The sequence below is a fragment of the Nocardia sp. CA-120079 genome (assembly GCF_050955745.1).
Lineage (GTDB): Bacteria > Actinomycetota > Actinomycetes > Mycobacteriales > Mycobacteriaceae > Nocardia.
Map to the genome: position 1 here is coordinate 6,758,278 of NZ_CP192088.1, position 15,948 is coordinate 6,774,225.

The 15,948-nt window shown below is 65.8% G+C and carries 13 protein-coding genes; 11 read left to right on the plus strand and 2 right to left on the minus strand.

What is annotated here, in order from left to right; all coding sequences use genetic code 11:
- Positions 1-122: 122 nt before the first annotated feature.
- Positions 123-3,674, minus strand: coding sequence for a DNA polymerase III subunit alpha (dnaE, locus tag ACQPYR_RS31270; RefSeq protein ID WP_433622479.1), 3,552 nt, complete (start codon positions 3,672-3,674; stop codon positions 123-125).
- Positions 3,675-3,888: 214 nt separating this feature from the next.
- Entirely contained in the window at positions 3,889-4,287 is a 399-nt protein-coding gene (locus ACQPYR_RS31275) for a DUF3052 family protein (protein ID WP_433622480.1), read from the minus strand.
- 512 nt (positions 4,288-4,799) lie between these two features.
- On the opposite strand from ACQPYR_RS31275, the gene ACQPYR_RS31280 reads away from it, so the two are divergent.
- The 11 genes from ACQPYR_RS31280 (at position 4,800) to ACQPYR_RS31330 (ending at position 15,945) form a co-directional block, all read left to right on the plus strand.
- Complete coding sequence (locus tag ACQPYR_RS31280) at positions 4,800-5,999, plus strand: histidine kinase (RefSeq protein ID WP_433622481.1); 1,200 nt, start codon at positions 4,800-4,802, stop codon at positions 5,997-5,999.
- Positions 6,000-6,220: 221 nt separating this feature from the next.
- The gene (locus tag ACQPYR_RS31285; RefSeq protein WP_433622482.1) at positions 6,221-7,018 is read left to right on the plus strand and encodes a LytR/AlgR family response regulator transcription factor; all 798 of its coding nucleotides are present in this window, start codon (positions 6,221-6,223) and stop codon (positions 7,016-7,018) included.
- Positions 7,015-7,380 (plus strand): hypothetical protein, encoded by a 366-nt coding sequence (locus ACQPYR_RS31290; protein WP_433622483.1) that lies wholly within the window; start codon positions 7,015-7,017, stop codon positions 7,378-7,380. Before ACQPYR_RS31285 ends, ACQPYR_RS31290 begins: the two co-directional genes overlap by 4 nt.
- 4 nt (positions 7,381-7,384) lie before the next feature.
- Complete coding sequence (locus ACQPYR_RS31295) at positions 7,385-7,555, plus strand: hypothetical protein (RefSeq protein ID WP_433622484.1); 171 nt, start codon at positions 7,385-7,387, stop codon at positions 7,553-7,555.
- Positions 7,552-9,303: a cation acetate symporter gene (locus tag ACQPYR_RS31300; protein ID WP_433622485.1), complete on the plus strand. Its 1,752-nt coding sequence runs from the start codon at positions 7,552-7,554 to the stop codon at positions 9,301-9,303. The genes ACQPYR_RS31295 and ACQPYR_RS31300 overlap by 4 nt, the downstream gene beginning before the upstream one ends.
- Positions 9,304-9,442: 139 nt before the next feature.
- A complete protein-coding gene (locus ACQPYR_RS31305) occupies positions 9,443-9,805 on the plus strand; it encodes a DUF485 domain-containing protein (protein WP_063041895.1) in 363 nt (120 codons plus the stop codon).
- Positions 9,802-11,439, plus strand: a complete 1,638-nt coding sequence (locus ACQPYR_RS31310; protein WP_433622486.1) for a solute symporter family protein — start codon at positions 9,802-9,804, stop codon at positions 11,437-11,439. Before ACQPYR_RS31305 ends, ACQPYR_RS31310 begins: the two co-directional genes overlap by 4 nt.
- Positions 11,440-11,493: 54 nt before the next feature.
- A complete protein-coding gene (acs, locus tag ACQPYR_RS31315; protein WP_433622487.1) occupies positions 11,494-13,422 on the plus strand; it encodes an acetate--CoA ligase in 1,929 nt (642 codons plus the stop codon).
- A gap of 123 nt (positions 13,423-13,545) precedes the next feature.
- On the plus strand, positions 13,546-14,490 hold the full coding sequence (locus ACQPYR_RS31320) for an extracellular catalytic domain type 1 short-chain-length polyhydroxyalkanoate depolymerase (protein ID WP_433622488.1): 945 nt from the start codon (positions 13,546-13,548) through the stop codon (positions 14,488-14,490).
- 230 nt (positions 14,491-14,720) lie between these two features.
- A complete protein-coding gene (locus tag ACQPYR_RS31325) occupies positions 14,721-15,377 on the plus strand; it encodes a hypothetical protein (RefSeq protein WP_433622489.1) in 657 nt (218 codons plus the stop codon).
- The gene (locus tag ACQPYR_RS31330) at positions 15,367-15,945 is read left to right on the plus strand and encodes a DUF6529 family protein (RefSeq protein WP_433622490.1); all 579 of its coding nucleotides are present in this window, start codon (positions 15,367-15,369) and stop codon (positions 15,943-15,945) included. Before ACQPYR_RS31325 ends, ACQPYR_RS31330 begins: the two co-directional genes overlap by 11 nt.
- Positions 15,946-15,948 lie beyond the last annotated feature (3 nt).

Here is a 15,948-nt window from a genome sequence, read left to right on the forward strand (position 1 = left end):
ATGCGGCGGCCACTGGCGGCCTGCACGATGCTGCGGACGGTGCCGTCGAGGTGGGCGACGGCCACCCGAGAAGGTGCGCGGGACCGCCGCAAATCGCCGACGCTACCGATCAGGGCGTAGCGCTAACCCGCGAGGCAACCCGGACCGAGCAGCGCCTTCAGGTCACCCATCAGGGCCGAGGACGGTGAAACCCGCAGGCTGTCATCCAATTTCCACAGTGACGTGTTGTCGCGTGCGCCCACATGGCGGACGTGGACGTCCGCGGTGCCCGGATGCCTGGACAGGATGCGCTTGAGTTCGCCGATCTTGTCGGGCGTGCACAGCCGCGTCGGCATGACGACCGCCAGCGGCTTGGCCACACCGATCGAAGAGAGGTCGGGGACGGCGAGATCGTTGGCGATCAAGGAGATCCGGTCATCGCGCACCGACACCCTGGCCTTCACCAGCACGACCGCGTCCTCCACCACATCAGCGCCGTACACCGAATAGGCCTGCGGGAAGAACAGCACCTCGATACCACCGGTCAGATCCTCGATCTGCGCCGAGGCCCAGGCCAGGCCGTTCTTATTGATGCGACGGTTGACCGAGGCGAGGATGCCGCCGATGGTCACCTGGGTGCCGTCCTTGATATCACCTTCGAGAATGGCCGGAATCGCCGTATCCGCCTGTGCCGCAAGCACATGTTCGACACCGTTGAGCGGATGCCCCGACACGTACAGGCCGAGCATTTCCCGCTCGAGCGCCAGCTTGTGCTTGGTCTCCCACTCGTCCTCGGGCACCTTCACATTGAAGACCGAGGCCACCGACTCGTCGCCGTCGTCCAGCCCGCCGAACAGGTCGAACTGGCCGATCGCCTCGGCCTTCTTGGTGGACATCACCGCATCGATGGCATCGGAGTGGATCAGCAGCAGACCCTTGCGCGGATGTCCGAGCGAATCGAATCCGCCTGCCTTGATAAGGGATTCGGTGACCTTCTTGGTGCAGGCGATGGCGTCGATCTTGTTCAGGTAGTCCGAGAAATCGGTGAACTTCGACTTCTCCTTGCGCGCCTGGATGATCGAAGTGACGACATTGGCGCCGACATTGCGCACCGCGCCGAGCCCGAAGCGGATGTCCTTACCCACCGAGGCGAAGTTCATCTCCGATTCGTTGACATCCGGCGGCAGCACGGTGATGCCGAGGCGGCGGCAATCGGACAGGTAGACCGCGGCCTTGTCCTTATCGTCGCCGACGGAGGTGAGCAGGGCCGCCATATATTCGGCGGGATAATTCGCCTTGAGATAGGCGGTCCAGTAGGAGATCAGGCCGTAGGCGGCGGCGTGCGATTTGTTGAACGCGTAACCGGCGAACGGAAGGATGGTGTCCCACAGCGCCTTGATGGCCGCCTTGGAATATCCGTTGGCCTGCATGCCCTCCTCGAAGCCCTCGAACTCCGCGGCCAGCACCTCGGCCTTCTTCTTACCCATCGCGCGGCGCAGAATATCTGCTCGACCGAGCGAGTAGCCGGCCACTTTCTGCGCGACGTGCATGATCTGCTCTTGGTAGACGATCAGGCCGTACGTTTCACCGAGGATTTCCTTGAGCGGCTCCTCCAGCTCCGGATGAATCGGCTTGACTTCCTGCCGGTCGTTTTTGCGGTCGGCATAGTCGTTGTGCGCGTTCATGCCCATCGGGCCGGGGCGATACAGCGCGCCGACGGCGACGATGTCCTCGAACGCGGTCGGCTGCATGCGCCGCAGCAGATCGCGCATGGGCCCGCCATCGAGCTGGAATACGCCGAGAGTGTCACCGCGCGAAAGCAATTCATAGGTGCGCGAATCGTCGAGCGGCAGCCGGTCCATATCCAGGTCGATGCCGCGGTTTGCCTGGATGTTCTCCAGCGCGTCACCGATCACGGTCAGGTTGCGCAGACCGAGGAAGTCCATCTTCAACAGGCCGATGGCCTCACACGACGGATAGTCCCAGCCGGTGATGAGCGCACCGTCCTGGGGCCGCTTCCAGACCGGGATCGCGTCGGTGAGCGGATCACAGGACATGATGACCGCGCAGGCGTGCACACCCGCGTTGCGGATCAGGCCCTCGAGACCGCGCGCGGTTTCGTAGATCTTCGCGACATCCGGGTTGTTCGCGATGAGTTCGCGCACCTCGGCGGCCTCTTTGTACCGCTCGTGCTCCGGATCGGTGATACCGGATACCGAGATGTCCTTGGCCATGATCGGCGGCGGCAGCGCCTTGGTGATCTGGTCGGCGATGGCGAATCCGGGCTGGCCGAACAGCACTCGCGCCGAGTCCTTGATGGCGGCCTTGGTCTTGATGGTGCCGAAGGTGATGACCTGGGCGACCCGGTCGGTGCCCCACTTCTCACTCGCGTAGCGGACCATCTCACCGCGGCGGCGATCGTCGAAGTCGATATCGATATCGGGCATCGAGACGCGCTCGGGATTGAGGAAGCGCTCGAAGAGCAGACCGTGCGGAATCGGGTCGATATTGGTGATACCGAGCGCGTAGGCGACCAGCGAACCGGCCGCGGAACCACGGCCGGGACCGACCCGGATGCCGACCTCCCTGGCGTGGTTGATCAGGTCGCCGACGACGAGGAAGTAGGCCGGGAAGCCCATCTCCAGGATGACGCCGATCTCGTACTGGGCGCGGTCCAGATACTCCTGTGGCGCGCCGTCCGGGAAGCGGCGCCGCAGCCCGAGGTCGACCTCGCGGCGCAGCCAGCTGGCCTGGTCATGGCCCTCCGGCACCGGGAAGATCGGCATCCGGTCGCGGTGCTGCCACACCTCGTCGTAGGACTGCACCCGCTCGGCGATCAACAGGGTGGAATCGCAGGCGCCGGGCACCTCCTTATCCCAGATCGCCCGCATCTCCTCCGCGGACTTCAGGTAGTAACCATCACCGTCGAACTTGAAACGCGTTGGGTCACTGAGTGTTTTGCCGGTCTGGATGCACAGCAGCGCCTCGTGGTTGGTCGAGGCGTCCTTGGTGACGTAGTGGCAGTCGTTGGTGGCCAGTGGCCGGATCCCGAGCTTCTTGCCGATCTCGAGCAGACCCTCGCGGACCCGGCGCTCGATGGACAGGCCGTGGTCCATGATCTCGAGGAAGAAATTGTCCGGTCCGAAGATCTCCTGCCATTTGGCCGCGGCCTCGAGGGCCTCGCGGTCGTGGCCGAGGCGCAGGCGGGTCTGCACCTCACCCGAGGGGCAGCCGGTGGTGGCGATGATGCCCGCGGCGTGCTCGGCGATGATCTCCTCGTCCATGCGCGCCCACTTGCCGAGCTGACCTTCCAGCGAGGCGAGCGAGGACAGCTTGAACAGGTTGTGCAGGCCGGTCGCGTTCTCCGCGACCATGGTCATATGCGTGTAGGCGCCGGAACCGGAGACGTCGTCGCCCTTCTGGCTGGGATCACCCCACTGCACGCGCTTGGTGTCGAACCGGGAACCCGGTGCGATGTAGGCCTCGATGCCGATGATCGGCTTGATACCGGCCTTCTTGGCGGAGTTGTAGAACTCCGAAGCCCCGTACATATTGCCGTGGTCGGTCATCCCGACCGCGTTCATTCCCAGCCGGTTCGCCTCGGCGAAGAGCGGAGAGATTTTGGCCGCACCATCGAGCATGGAGTACTCGGTGTGGTTGTGCAGGTGAACGAACGATCCGGACGAGGCGGCCAAGACGGTCCTTCCTCCCAAGGTCTCGACGGGGGTTGGTGTAGCGATTCTAGGGGTCCCCACCGACGAGTTCGGCTTCCCGCGCCGGGCTGACGCAGGTGCTCGGCGTGTCGGTGGTGAAGATCACCGGCGCGTCTCGCGACCCGGCATTGCGGCTGTCCGATTTCCGCGACAGTGGGGTGTTCCGCGGATCGCTCGACACTACGCGAGCCCTCGATCAAGCGCGCTTGCGCCAGACGAATTTCAAACCGGACCAATCGTTGTCGAGCGCGGCCACCTTCACATCGACGACGCCGATCGGGAGCAGCAGTTCGCGCAGATCGTTCTCGGCGATATCGCTGATGTGCCCGCCCGCTTTGCGCGGCCAGGCGATCCACAGCATCGCGCCCGGCCTAAGTGCAGCCGCCAGTTCCGGGGCCTCGTCGGCGAGGTCGGCGCGTTCGCGAAAGAAGGCGAGGATGACATCCGCGGACTCGGGCATATCGGTGGCGATCGCGATATCCGCTGGTAGATCCGGAATCTGCCAGCCTGCGGGCGCATGCCGCAGCAGCACACGGTGGCCGGATTTGATTCCGATCTTCTTCGCCAGCGGCGTCCCGGAGTAGCCCGCGGTCATGGACACGACTGTATCCGGCCGGGTCCCTGGGCTCCGAAAGTCGGCAACCAGCCCCAAGAGGATGCGGATTCTGGGGGTGCCGTCAGCTCGATCGGCGCTGTCGGGCGCGGATTCTGCTGGCGCTGTAGGACCGATCGGCGCGAATTCTGCCCGTGCTGTAGGACCAACCGGCGCGAATTCTGCCCGTGCAGTAGGACCAACCGGCGCGAATTCTGCCCGTGCAGTAGGACCAACCGGCGCGAATTCTGCCCGTGCAGTAGGACCAACCGGCGCGAATTCTGCCCGTGCAGTAGGACCAACCGGCGCGAATTCTGCCCGTGCAGTAGGACCAACCGGCGCGAATTCTGCCCGTGCTGTAAGACCAACCGGCGCGAATTCTGCCCGTGCAGTAAGACCAACCGGCGCGAATTCTGCCCGTGCTGTTGGGCCGATCGGCACCGTTGGGCGCGGATTCGGTGGGACCGCCGCGATAATCAGGCGATGAAGTGGCGGAGACGTTCGGGGAGCCCGCGATGACGACCGCCGGTGTCGCGGTTGTCGCCGGGGCGGTATTGATCGTCGGCGCGCTGGTGGTCTGGTCGCGGACCCGGCGAGTGGTGACCACTCCGGCCGAGCGGGCGGTGTACAGCGCACTGCATACGGCGTCGCTGGCCGCGCGGCCGTTGCGGCAGGGGTTGAACGATCGGTCCGCCCAGGAGGCCGCGCCGCATCTGCGGACACTCACCGGGGCCGACGCGTTGGGCGTTGCCGATCCGGACGGCACGCTGCTGGCTTGGGACGGGACGCATCCGGATCTGGCCGAGCCGTTCGCCGATGCGGCCAGGCGGGCGGTGGCGACCGAGCGGCCGGTGCTGGTGTCTGGGCCTGGTCGCGGTGAACATGCCGGGCGAACACTGATCGCGCAGCCGCTGCTCATCGAAAATGGTGGGGTGGCAGGGGCTTTGGGAGTGGTGACCACCGCGAAGCCGGAGCCCGGACGGCTGGGTGCGGTCGCCGAGGTGGCGCGATACGCCTGCGGGCAGCTGGAATTGGCGGAATTGGACGCCTCGCGGGCCCGCCTCGATCGGGCCGAGGTGCGTGCGCTGCGCGCCCAGATCAGCCCGCATTTCATCTATAACGCACTCAATACCGTTGCGTCCTTTGTACGCACCGATCCCGATCGGGCGCGCGAGCTGATCCTGGAGTTCGCGGACTTCACCCGGTATTCCTTCCGTGCCGCGGGCGAATTCACATTGCTCTCCGACGAACTGCGCAATATCGAGCGGTATCTGGCGCTGGAACGCGCCCGGTTCGGTGATGCCTTGCAGGTGCGGTTGCAGATCGCACCGGAAGTGCTCGGCGTCGTACTGCCGTTCCTGGCGCTGCAACCGTTGGTGGAGAACGCGGTTCGGCACGGTTTGGCCGGGGCGACGCGCGGCGGCACGGTGACCATTGTCGCGATCGATGCGGGTACCGACTGTGTGATCAGCGTCGAGGACGACGGAATCGGGATGGATCCGGATCTGCTGCGCTCCGGCGCCCTCGATGCCATCGAAACCGGAACCGGCCCAGCGGGTTCCGGAGAATCCGCCCATGTGGGACTGGCCAATGTCGACGACCGGCTGCGGGCGACCTTCGGCAATGACTACGGCCTGATCGTGGAGACCGCCCCCGGCGCGGGCACCAAGGTGAGCCTGCGCGTGCCCAAATTCCGCGCGGGCATCCAGGCCTGACCGCGCACGCCTGCTTCCCACCGCACACCGCTGCTCGTCACGACACCTGCGTGATCGCACGGTGCGCTGAGGAGCAGGCGTGTGCAGTCGCCCCCCGATTCAGCCCGGTGAAGGCATCCGGTAGACGGAGCGAGTTCCCGTCACAACCACGCTCGGCGCGTCGTTGACGCGTTTCCTCCCCGGCGCTGTAGGACGGGGGCCATCCACGCTACGTTTCTCTGGTGACCCGGACCACCGACCAGTCCGCCGCCGCACTGCGTGTGCTCGCCGTGGACGACGAGCAGCCCGCTCTGGACGAGCTGGTGTATTTGCTGCGCGCGCAGCCGGGGGTCGGTGAAATCCACAACGCCGGCGATGCGACCAGCGCATTGCGGCTGATGCGGGCACATCCGATCGACGCGGTATTCCTCGATATCAATATGCCCGGACTGGATGGCATGGAATTGGCCGGCATCCTGTCCGAGTTCGCCAACCCGCCCGCGGTGGTGTTCGTGACGGCCCACGATGACCAGGCGATCGCGGCCTTCGATCTGGGTGCGGTCGACTATCTGCTCAAACCGCTGCGAGAGGCGCGGTTGGCTGAGGCGGTGCGGCGGATCGTCACGGTACGCACCACACCGGCCCCGGCCGTCACGGCCCCGCGCACCGACCCGAATGAGGTGATTCCGGTCGAGCTGGGTGGGGTCACCACGCTGGTGCACCGGTCGAGTGTGAGCTGGGTGGAGGCGGAGGGCGATTACGCCCGGCTGCACACCAGCGGCGGCTCGCACCTGGTGCGGATTCCGTTGTCGGCGTTGGAATCCCGGTGGGAGAACACCGGATTCCTGCGGGTGCACCGGTCCTATCTGGTGGCGCTGCGGTTGGTGACCGGGCTGCGCACGGTCGGCACCGGAACGGTGGTGCGGCTGCGGGCCGACGGCAATGCCGCGGCCGTGGAGTTGCCGGTCAGCCGTCGGCAGGTGCGCGAGCTGAAGCAACGGCTGGTGCACGGGCCGCGACAGCAGTGGACGAATCCGTGACCACTCCGCAGCGTCCGACCAGACAGCGTGTCGTGCTCGCCGAACGCCGCGGTGCGCGACGCGCGCGGACCCGCACGGAGGTGGTCGAGCAGACCGAGATCGGCGAGGCACTGATCGGCGGGCTGATTCGGGCGCAGTTGGGGTTGGCGGTGCGGGTCGGGTTGGTCATGGTGCTCGTATTGTGTTCGCTCCCGGTGCTTTTCCGGCTCGGATCGGTAGGATCGTTCGTTCTGCTCGGGGTACGGCTGCCGTGGTTGCTGCTCGGTGTCGCGGTGTATCCGGTGCTGTACGGCGTAGGTCGGCTGTATGTCCGCCTCGCCGAACGCAATGAGCAGGACTTTTTGGAATTGGCCGAGGACTGACCCGATGTCCGGCACCGCAACACAGCTCACCCACCACCGCTCGGCAGCGGATCCACCCGCCACGACAAGCCGGAACTCGGTCGGCGGCGACAACGGCGGCCATACCGCCGCATCACGGCCCGCCGTGCACCAGCACTGCCGAACCGATGCCGGAACAGATCGGGGCATGCCGTGAACACCGCGCCAGCGCTCACGGTGCTCGCGCTACTGTTCGCCGCGCTCGCGACGGTCGCGATCGGCGTCTACGGTGTCCGGTTGGCGCGCACCACCTCCGACTTCCTGGTCGCCTCACGCAGCGTGGGGCCGCGCTGGAATGCGGCGGCTATCTCCGGTGAATACCTCTCGGCCGCTTCATTTCTCGGGGTCGCTGGACTGATCGCGAAATACGGCGCGGACGCGCTCTGGTATCCGGTCGGGTTCACCGCCGGATATCTCGGCCTACTGCTGTTCGTCGCCGCGCCGCTGCGCCGGTCGGGCGCATACACCGTGCCCGATTTCGCGGAGTTCCGACTCGGCTCGCTGCGGCTGCGCAGACTGGCGGCGGTCGTGGTGGTCCTGGTCTGCGGGGTGTATCTCATTCCGCAGTTCCAGGGCGCGGGGCTCACACTGCACATCCTGCTGAATGTGCCGAAATGGGTCGGCGCGGTGGCGGTCGGCGCGATCATCATCGCGAATGTGGCAGGCGGAGGCATGCGGTCGATCACGCTGGTGCAGGCCTTCCAGTACTGGCTGAAGCTGACCGCGGTGGCGATTCCGGCACTGGTGCTACTCGGACATTTCCTGGCCGAGGACCGTGAACTCGGCACACCCGCGCCGCCGGTGGTCACCGAGCGCACCACGGTGGATGTCAGCACCGGCGTCATCGTGCAGGTCGGTGCGCCGCAACGGGTTTCGATCACCGGAACGCTCGACGATCGCACGGTGGATGGTCCGGTCCTGCTCACACCCGGCGCACACGAACTTGCGGCGGGCACCGAACTGACCCTGGATGCGGGCTCAACCGTCCCGGTGGTGGCCGGAGCGCCGACCGACGGTGCGGCCTGGCTGGCGCCCGGCGGCGGATTCGGCGGCTCCCATCCAAGCTACCAGGTGTATTCGCTGATCATCGCCACTTTCCTGGGCACGATGGGACTTCCGCACGTACTGGTGCGGTTCTATACGAATCCCGATGGCCGCGCGGCGCGCACGACCGCACTCGCGGTGATCGGCCTGGTCGGAGTGTTCTACCTCTTCCCCATTTTGCTGGGGGTTTTCGCGCGGCTGTACGTGCCGCAGTTGCTGATCACCGGTACCTCCGATGCCGCCGTGGTGCTGCTGCCCGGATCAGTGCTGGCGGGGCTGCCGGGACAACTGCTGGCGGCACTGGCCGCGGCGGGTGCTATCGCGGCGTTCCTTTCCACTTCGTCCGGGCTGTTGGTCAGCATCGCGGGTGTGCTCAGCACGGATATGCTGCGCGGACGGATTCGCGACTTCCGGGCCGCCGCGGTGTTCGCCGGTGCTGTGCCCCTTGCCGTTTCGATCATGGTGGTCTCACTGGATCTGTCCCGCACTGTCGCCCTTGCCTTTTCGGTCGCGGCCTCGACACTGTGTCCGCTGCTGGTGCTCGGCATCTGGTGGCGCGGTCTGACGGCCAAGGGCGCGGCGACCGGGCTGATGTTGGGCGGTCTGGCGGCGGGCGGCGCGACGGCGGTTTCGGTGACCGGCGGCATCTCCGACGAACTCGCGGACGGCTGGCTCGCGGCCGTACTCGGCTATCCGGCGGCGCTCAGCGTACCGCTGGCATTCGTATCGATGATCCTGGTCAGCGTCCTGACGCGCGGTCAGAACGCGCGCACCGTCGGCCGCGTCTTCGTCCGAATGCACGCGCCGGAGCGGCTGGGTATGGGCGCGGACCGGGAGCGCGCTATCGGGCTGAGTCGCTGACCGTTCGTCGCGGCAGGCCGACCGTTCACCGCACAAATCGGCGCCTTCACAGAGTGATCCACGCCACATCATGAATCCCGCACGAGGGTCCCCTTATGGTCGGCGGACAGCAAGTCACGTCACACGCTAGGACCCTGCGATGACCAGTATCGACCTCGACAAAGATGGCACGCCACCGCGGCGCACGCCGACAGCGGAGGATTTCGCCGCCGTCCAGTCGAGTCCCCAGTTCCAGGAATTGCGAAGCCGGTTGCGCCGCTTCATTTTTCCGATGACCGCACTGTTCCTGGTCTGGTATCTGAGTTATGTGTTGCTCGGTGCCTACGCGCACGACTTCATGGCCACCCAGGTCATCGGCAATATCAATCTCGGCCTGCTGCTCGGCCTCGGGCAATTCGTCTCGACATTTGTGATCACCTGGCTGTATGTCCGGTTCGCCAATAAGGAACTCGATCCGCGCGCCGCGTCGATCCGCAACTATCTCGAGGGAGACCAGGCGTGAGTACGCAATATCTGTCCGCCGCGGAGAAGGTCGGCAACCCGGCCGCGAATATCGCCATTTTCGGCCTGTTCGTGGCGATCACGATGATTGTGGTGATCCGGGCCAGCCGCAATAACCGCACCGCCGCCGACTACTTCACCGGCGGCCGCGGCTTCTCCGGCCCGCAGAACGGCATCGCCATCGCGGGCGATTACCTTTCCGCCGCCAGCTTTCTCGGTATCGCGGGTGCCATCGCGGTATACGGCTACGACGGGTTCCTTTACTCGATCGGCTTCCTGGTGGCCTGGCTGGTCGCGCTCCTGCTGGTCGCCGAAATGCTCAGGAACACCGGCAAATTCACCATGGCGGATGTGCTGAGCTTCCGACTGAAAGAAGGTCCGGTCCGCACCGCGGCCGCGCTGACCACCCTCGCGGTTTCACTGTTCTATCTGCTCGCGCAGATGGCGGGTGCCGGCGGTCTGGTGGCGCTGCTGCTCGATATCTCCGATAAGACCGGACAGAGCATCGTCATTGCCGTCGTCGGCGTGCTGATGATCGTGTATGTACTGGTCGGTGGCATGAAGGGCACCACATGGGTGCAGATCATCAAGGCGGTGCTGCTCATTACCGGCGCGGCGCTGATGACGGTGATGGTGTTCGCCAAGTTCGGCTTCAACTTCTCCGACATCCTCGGCTCAGCACAGGACGCGGTGCACGGTTCCAAGACCAAGGGCGTGGCCGCCCGTGACGTGCTCGCTCCCGGCGCCCAGTACGGCGGCAGCGCGACCTCCAAGCTGAACTTCGTCTCGCTCGGCTTGGCGCTGGTGCTCGGCACCGCGGGTCTGCCGCATGTACTGATGCGCTTCTACACCGTGCCGACCGCGAAAGAGGCACGGCGCTCGGTGGTTTGGGCGATCGGCCTGATCGGTGCGTTCTACCTGTTCACCCTGGTGCTCGGTTACGGTGCGGCCGCCATTGTCGGACCGGATCGCATTCTCGCCGCGGCGGGCGGGCAGAATTCGGCCGCGCCGCTGCTGGCCTTCGAACTCGGCGGCGTAATTCTGCTCGGCATTATCTCCGCGGTCGCCTTCGCCACCATCCTCGCGGTCGTCGCGGGCCTGACCATCACCGCATCGGCATCGTTCGCGCACGACATCTACGCGAGCGTGATCAAGAAGGGGCAGGTCGACGAGAACAAGCAGGTCAGGGTATCCCGGATCACCGCCGTGGTGATCGGTGCGCTGGCCATCGGCCTCGGCATCCTGGCCAACGGCCAGAACATCGCCTTCCTGGTGGCGCTGGCCTTCGCGGTTGCGGCGGCGGCGAATCTGCCGACCATCGTGTACTCGCTGTTCTGGAAGCGGTTCAACACCACCGGCGCCCTGTTCAGTATGTACGGCGGCCTGATCTCCACCATTGTGCTGATCGTGTTCTCCCCGGCGGTATCCGGGACGAAGACCTCGATGATTCCGGGCTCGGATTTCGATTGGTTCCCGCTGTCGAATCCGGGAATCGTCTCCATCCCACTGGCTTTCGTACTCGGTGTGGTCGGCACCTTCCTGGGCGGACGTAAGCAGGAGGATCCGGCGAAGCAGGCCGAGATGGAGGTTCGCTCGCTCACCGGTGTCGGCGCGGAGAAGGCGGTGGTGCACTGACCCCGCATCCGAGGAGAACTTGCCGCCCTGTTGTTTCGAGAGGATAGATCGACGTTGACCAGTGCAACCACCGACCCGACCACCTACCCGCCGGATGCGGCATTCGCCGCGAGCGCCAATGCCGATGCGGCACTGTACGATCGCGCCGCCGCCGATCGGCTGGAGTTCTGGGCCGAACAGGCTCGGCGGTTGCACTGGCATCGGCCGTGGACCCGGGTCCTCGACTGGAGCGACGCGCCGGTCGCGAAATGGTTCGTCGACGGCACACTCAATGTCGCCTACAACTGTGTGGACCGGCACGTACTCGACGGATACGGCGAGCAGGTGGCCATCCATTGGGAAGGCGAGCCGGGCGACTCCCGCGATATCACCTATGGCGAGTTGCTCGCCGAAGTATCCAGGGCGGCAAATTACTTCACCGAGCTCGGGCTGCGGTCCGGCGATCGCGTCGCCATCTACATGCCGATGGTGCCGGAGGCGATCGTCGCCATGCTGGCCTGCGCCCGGCTCGGACTCACCCATTCGGTGGTGTTCGCCGGATTCTCGCCGACTGCCCTGCGCCAGCGGGTCGACGACGCCGGGGCGCGACTGGTGATCACCACCGACGGGCAATGGCGCCGCGGTACGGCCGCGCCGCTGAAGGCCGCCGTCGACGAGGCGCTTGCCGATGGCGAGCACACCGTCGAGCACGTACTCGTGGTGCGGCGCACCAACATCGAGGTGCCATGGATCGAGGGCCGCGACCTGTGGTGGCACGACACCGTCACCGACGCATCCCCCGATCACGAGGCGCAGGCCTTCGATGCCGAACATCCGCTGTTCATCCTCTACACCTCGGGCACCACCGGAAAACCCAAGGGCATCCTGCACACCACCGGCGGCTATCTCACCCAGGTCGCCTACACCCACCACAACGTCTTCGATCATCGTGCGGGACAGGACGTTTACTGGTGCACCGCCGATATCGGCTGGGTCACCGGACACAGCTATATCGTCTACGGGCCGCTGGCCAACCGCGCGACCCAGGTCGTCTACGAGGGCACCCCCAACTCCCCCGATGAGCACCGGCATTTCGACATCATCGAAAAGTACGGCGTCACCATTTATTACACCGCCCCCACCCTGGTGCGGACCTTCATGAAGTGGGGTCGCGCGATTCCGGACGCGCACGACCTGTCCTCGCTGCGGCTGCTCGGCAGCGTCGGTGAACCGATCAATCCGGAAGCCTGGCGCTGGTACCGAGAGGTATTGGGCGGCAATCGAACTCCCATCGTGGACACCTGGTGGCAGACCGAGACCGGCGCCATCATGATCTCCCCGCTGCCCGGTGTGACGGCGACCAAACCGGGTGCGGCAATGACCCCGCTGCCCGGCATCTCCGCGAAGATCGTCGACGACGACGGCGCCGAACTCGCGCACGGCCGCTCCGGATTGCTGGTGCTGGATCAACCGTGGCCATCGATGCTGCGTGGCATCTGGGGTGATATGGACCGATTCCGCGCGACGTACTGGGACCGATTCGCCGATCGCGGCTGGTATTTCGCCGGTGACGGCGCCAAGTTCGACGACGGCGGCGACCTCTGGGTGCTCGGCCGGGTCGACGATGTCATGAATGTCTCCGGCCACCGCATCTCCACCGCGGAGGTCGAATCCGCCCTCGTCGGACATGCCTCTGTTGCCGAGGCCGCGGTGGTCGGCGCGAACGATGCGACCACCGGACAGGCAATTGTCGCCTTCGTCATTCTCACCGCGGGCGCGCACGATTCCGGCGATGCGCTGATCGGTGAACTGAAAGCCGCTGTCTCCCAGGAGATCAGCCCCATTGCCCGACCGAGACAGATCCATATCGTCCCGGAACTCCCGAAAACCCGCAGCGGCAAGATCATGCGCCGCCTGCTCCGCGATGTCGCAGAGGGTCGAGAACTCGGCGATACGTCGACCCTCGTCGATCCGTTGGTCTTCGAGGCCATCGCCCGCGGATAGGCGCCGCCCCGAGCGGCGGACCCGGCCACCACGACGATGAGGGGGACCGGGTCCGCCGCTTCACCCCGGCCGACTCGCCGCCGAGATCGCGGCGCGAACTCGGCACCCGGCTAGAATTCCGACGTGCGAATTGCCGCGCTCCGCCTCTGCGCTGTCGTCGGCGCCATCCTGATCGCCACCACTTGTCCGCTGCTCGGTGCACCGCGCGCGCAAGCCCTGGCAGACAAACGCTGCTACACCAACGCCGCGGGCACCCGCTGCTACTACCTGCATGTGCCGCCGGGCAGCAGTGCGGGTAAGCCGCTGATGGTGTACCTACACGGTTGCAACGACCCGCTCACCGAGACCCAGCCGAGGGGGTTCTCGCTCACCCGGGTCGCCGACGAAATGGGTTTCGTACTCGCGTACCCGATCCAGGACCAGGCGGCGAACAAAGACTCCTGCTGGAACTGGGACAAGGCCGAGGACCGCGAGCGCGGCCGGGGCGAGCCGTCGATCATCGCGGGCATCACCACCACGCTCATCGATGAATTCCAACTCGATCGCTCGCGGGTCTATCTCGGCGGATACTCCGCAGGTGGCGCGATGACCACCAATCTGGGCGCCAACTACCCGGACCTCTACGCGGCGATCGCCCCGATGGCCGGAGCGCCGTATCGCTCCGAACTCGGCGGCCAGGTGATCATCGACGCGATGGCCGCACGTGCCCGCCCGATGCCGACATACTTCCTGCAGACCCTGTTCGACGAGATCAGCAACTACGTGATCGGCCGCACCAACCTCGCGCAGTGGCGCGAGGCCGATAACCTCGCGGATCCGGGTTCGGTGCCGCCCCTGCCGACGCGTCAGGAAGTTCTCGCCGCCGGACCGGGTCTTCCGATCCCGCTCACCGTCGAGCACTATCAGAGTCCGCGCGGATGTGAACTGGCGCAATTCATCACACCGCTGCTCGCCGAGCACGCGATCGGGGCACGTGTCGTTCAGGACGACGGGGGCATCGAGGTCCAGCGCAACCTGATGCGTTTTCTGCTCGCGCACCGCATGACCGCACCCCATCAAGCCTGTTAGTCGACTGAGGCGTCTGCGCGCTCGCAAAGCCGTTGCCCACCAGCCCAGTTGGTCCGCTGCGGCGCCCACCTCCGCCCCGATAACCACACTGACCCGACGGTAAGAACCGACACGTCCCGAGACACGCCGCTGAACGGCCGTCGCGCGTGCCCAGTTTGAACCGTTCGACGGGTTCACCACGTAGTCAATGCGAACGGCGGCGCCTGGTGGCCGCGCATCGAGGAGACCCTATGAAACGACTGGGACCGTGGCTCACCCTGGCGGCAGTGGCCGTACTCGGCCTCGTCCTACTGGTCATCAATATGTCCAAGGACACCGAACCACCAACCGCGAATACGAATGCGGTGGTCACAACCACCCCCGTGGCCACGACACAGACGCCCACACCGACCACTGCCGCATCTGTTCCGTTCCCCGGCAAGGCCGACTATGTGGGCACCATCCCACTGGCCTCCGGCGGCACCATCACACTCGAGATCACTGTCGCGGGCGACAAGGCCATCGCCTATGCATGTGATGGCAAGAGCATCGAGTCCTGGTTGCGAGGCCCCGCCACGAACGGGTCCTTGCAGCTCACCGGCAAAGATGACGCGAAACTGACCGGCGCCTTCGACGGCAAGGCGGTGCGCGGGACACTCTGGATCGGCGGTAAGCAGTGGAGCTACACCGCGAATCCGGTGCAACCACCCGCCGGACTCTATGTCTACAGCGAGGCGGGCACCCGCCAGAGCTGGATCGTCGATGCGAACGGCGGGGTCACCGGCGTCCAACGCAATCCCGACGGCTCCACCACCCCTGCCGTCGGTCTCGCGCCGGACGCGACGGCGATCGTCAACGGCAAAAAGGTAACCGCGAACAGGGTAAGTGGTGGTGACAGTGTCGGCTGATCGAGAAGCCCCGACGGTCCGGGTGAATCCGGGCCGAGCGTCGGCCACCATCATTGCGTTGCTCGTCGGCGCGGCGGTTTCGGTACTGCTCGGCGTCTACGCGAAACAGCATGAGCCACGGTTCTTTTCGATCAATGTGGCCGGATTCTCCAGTCCGGTCGCGGTGAAGACCTGGCTGGCCACCCTGGCCACCGCACTCGCACTGTTCCAATTGGTTTCGGCGCTGACCATGTACGGCAAGCTCGGCGCGATTTTCCCGAAGACCCCGTCCTGGATCGGCACCGCCCATGTCTGGTCGGGCCGACTCGCCGTCCTGGTCACCGTCCCGGTCGCCGTGCATTGCCTGTTCGCCTTGGGTTTTCAGGACTACGAGAACCGCGTACTCATCCATTCCCTGCTCGGTTGCTTCTTCTATGGAGCATTCGTCGCCAAGATGCTGCTGCTGACCCGAAAGGGCCTGCCCGGCTGGGTCGTTCCCGTCGCGGGCGGCCTGGTACTGGCCGGGCTGACCGGCCTGTGGCTCACCTCGGCCCTGTGGTTCTTCCAGCACAACGGCATCACCTTTTGATCG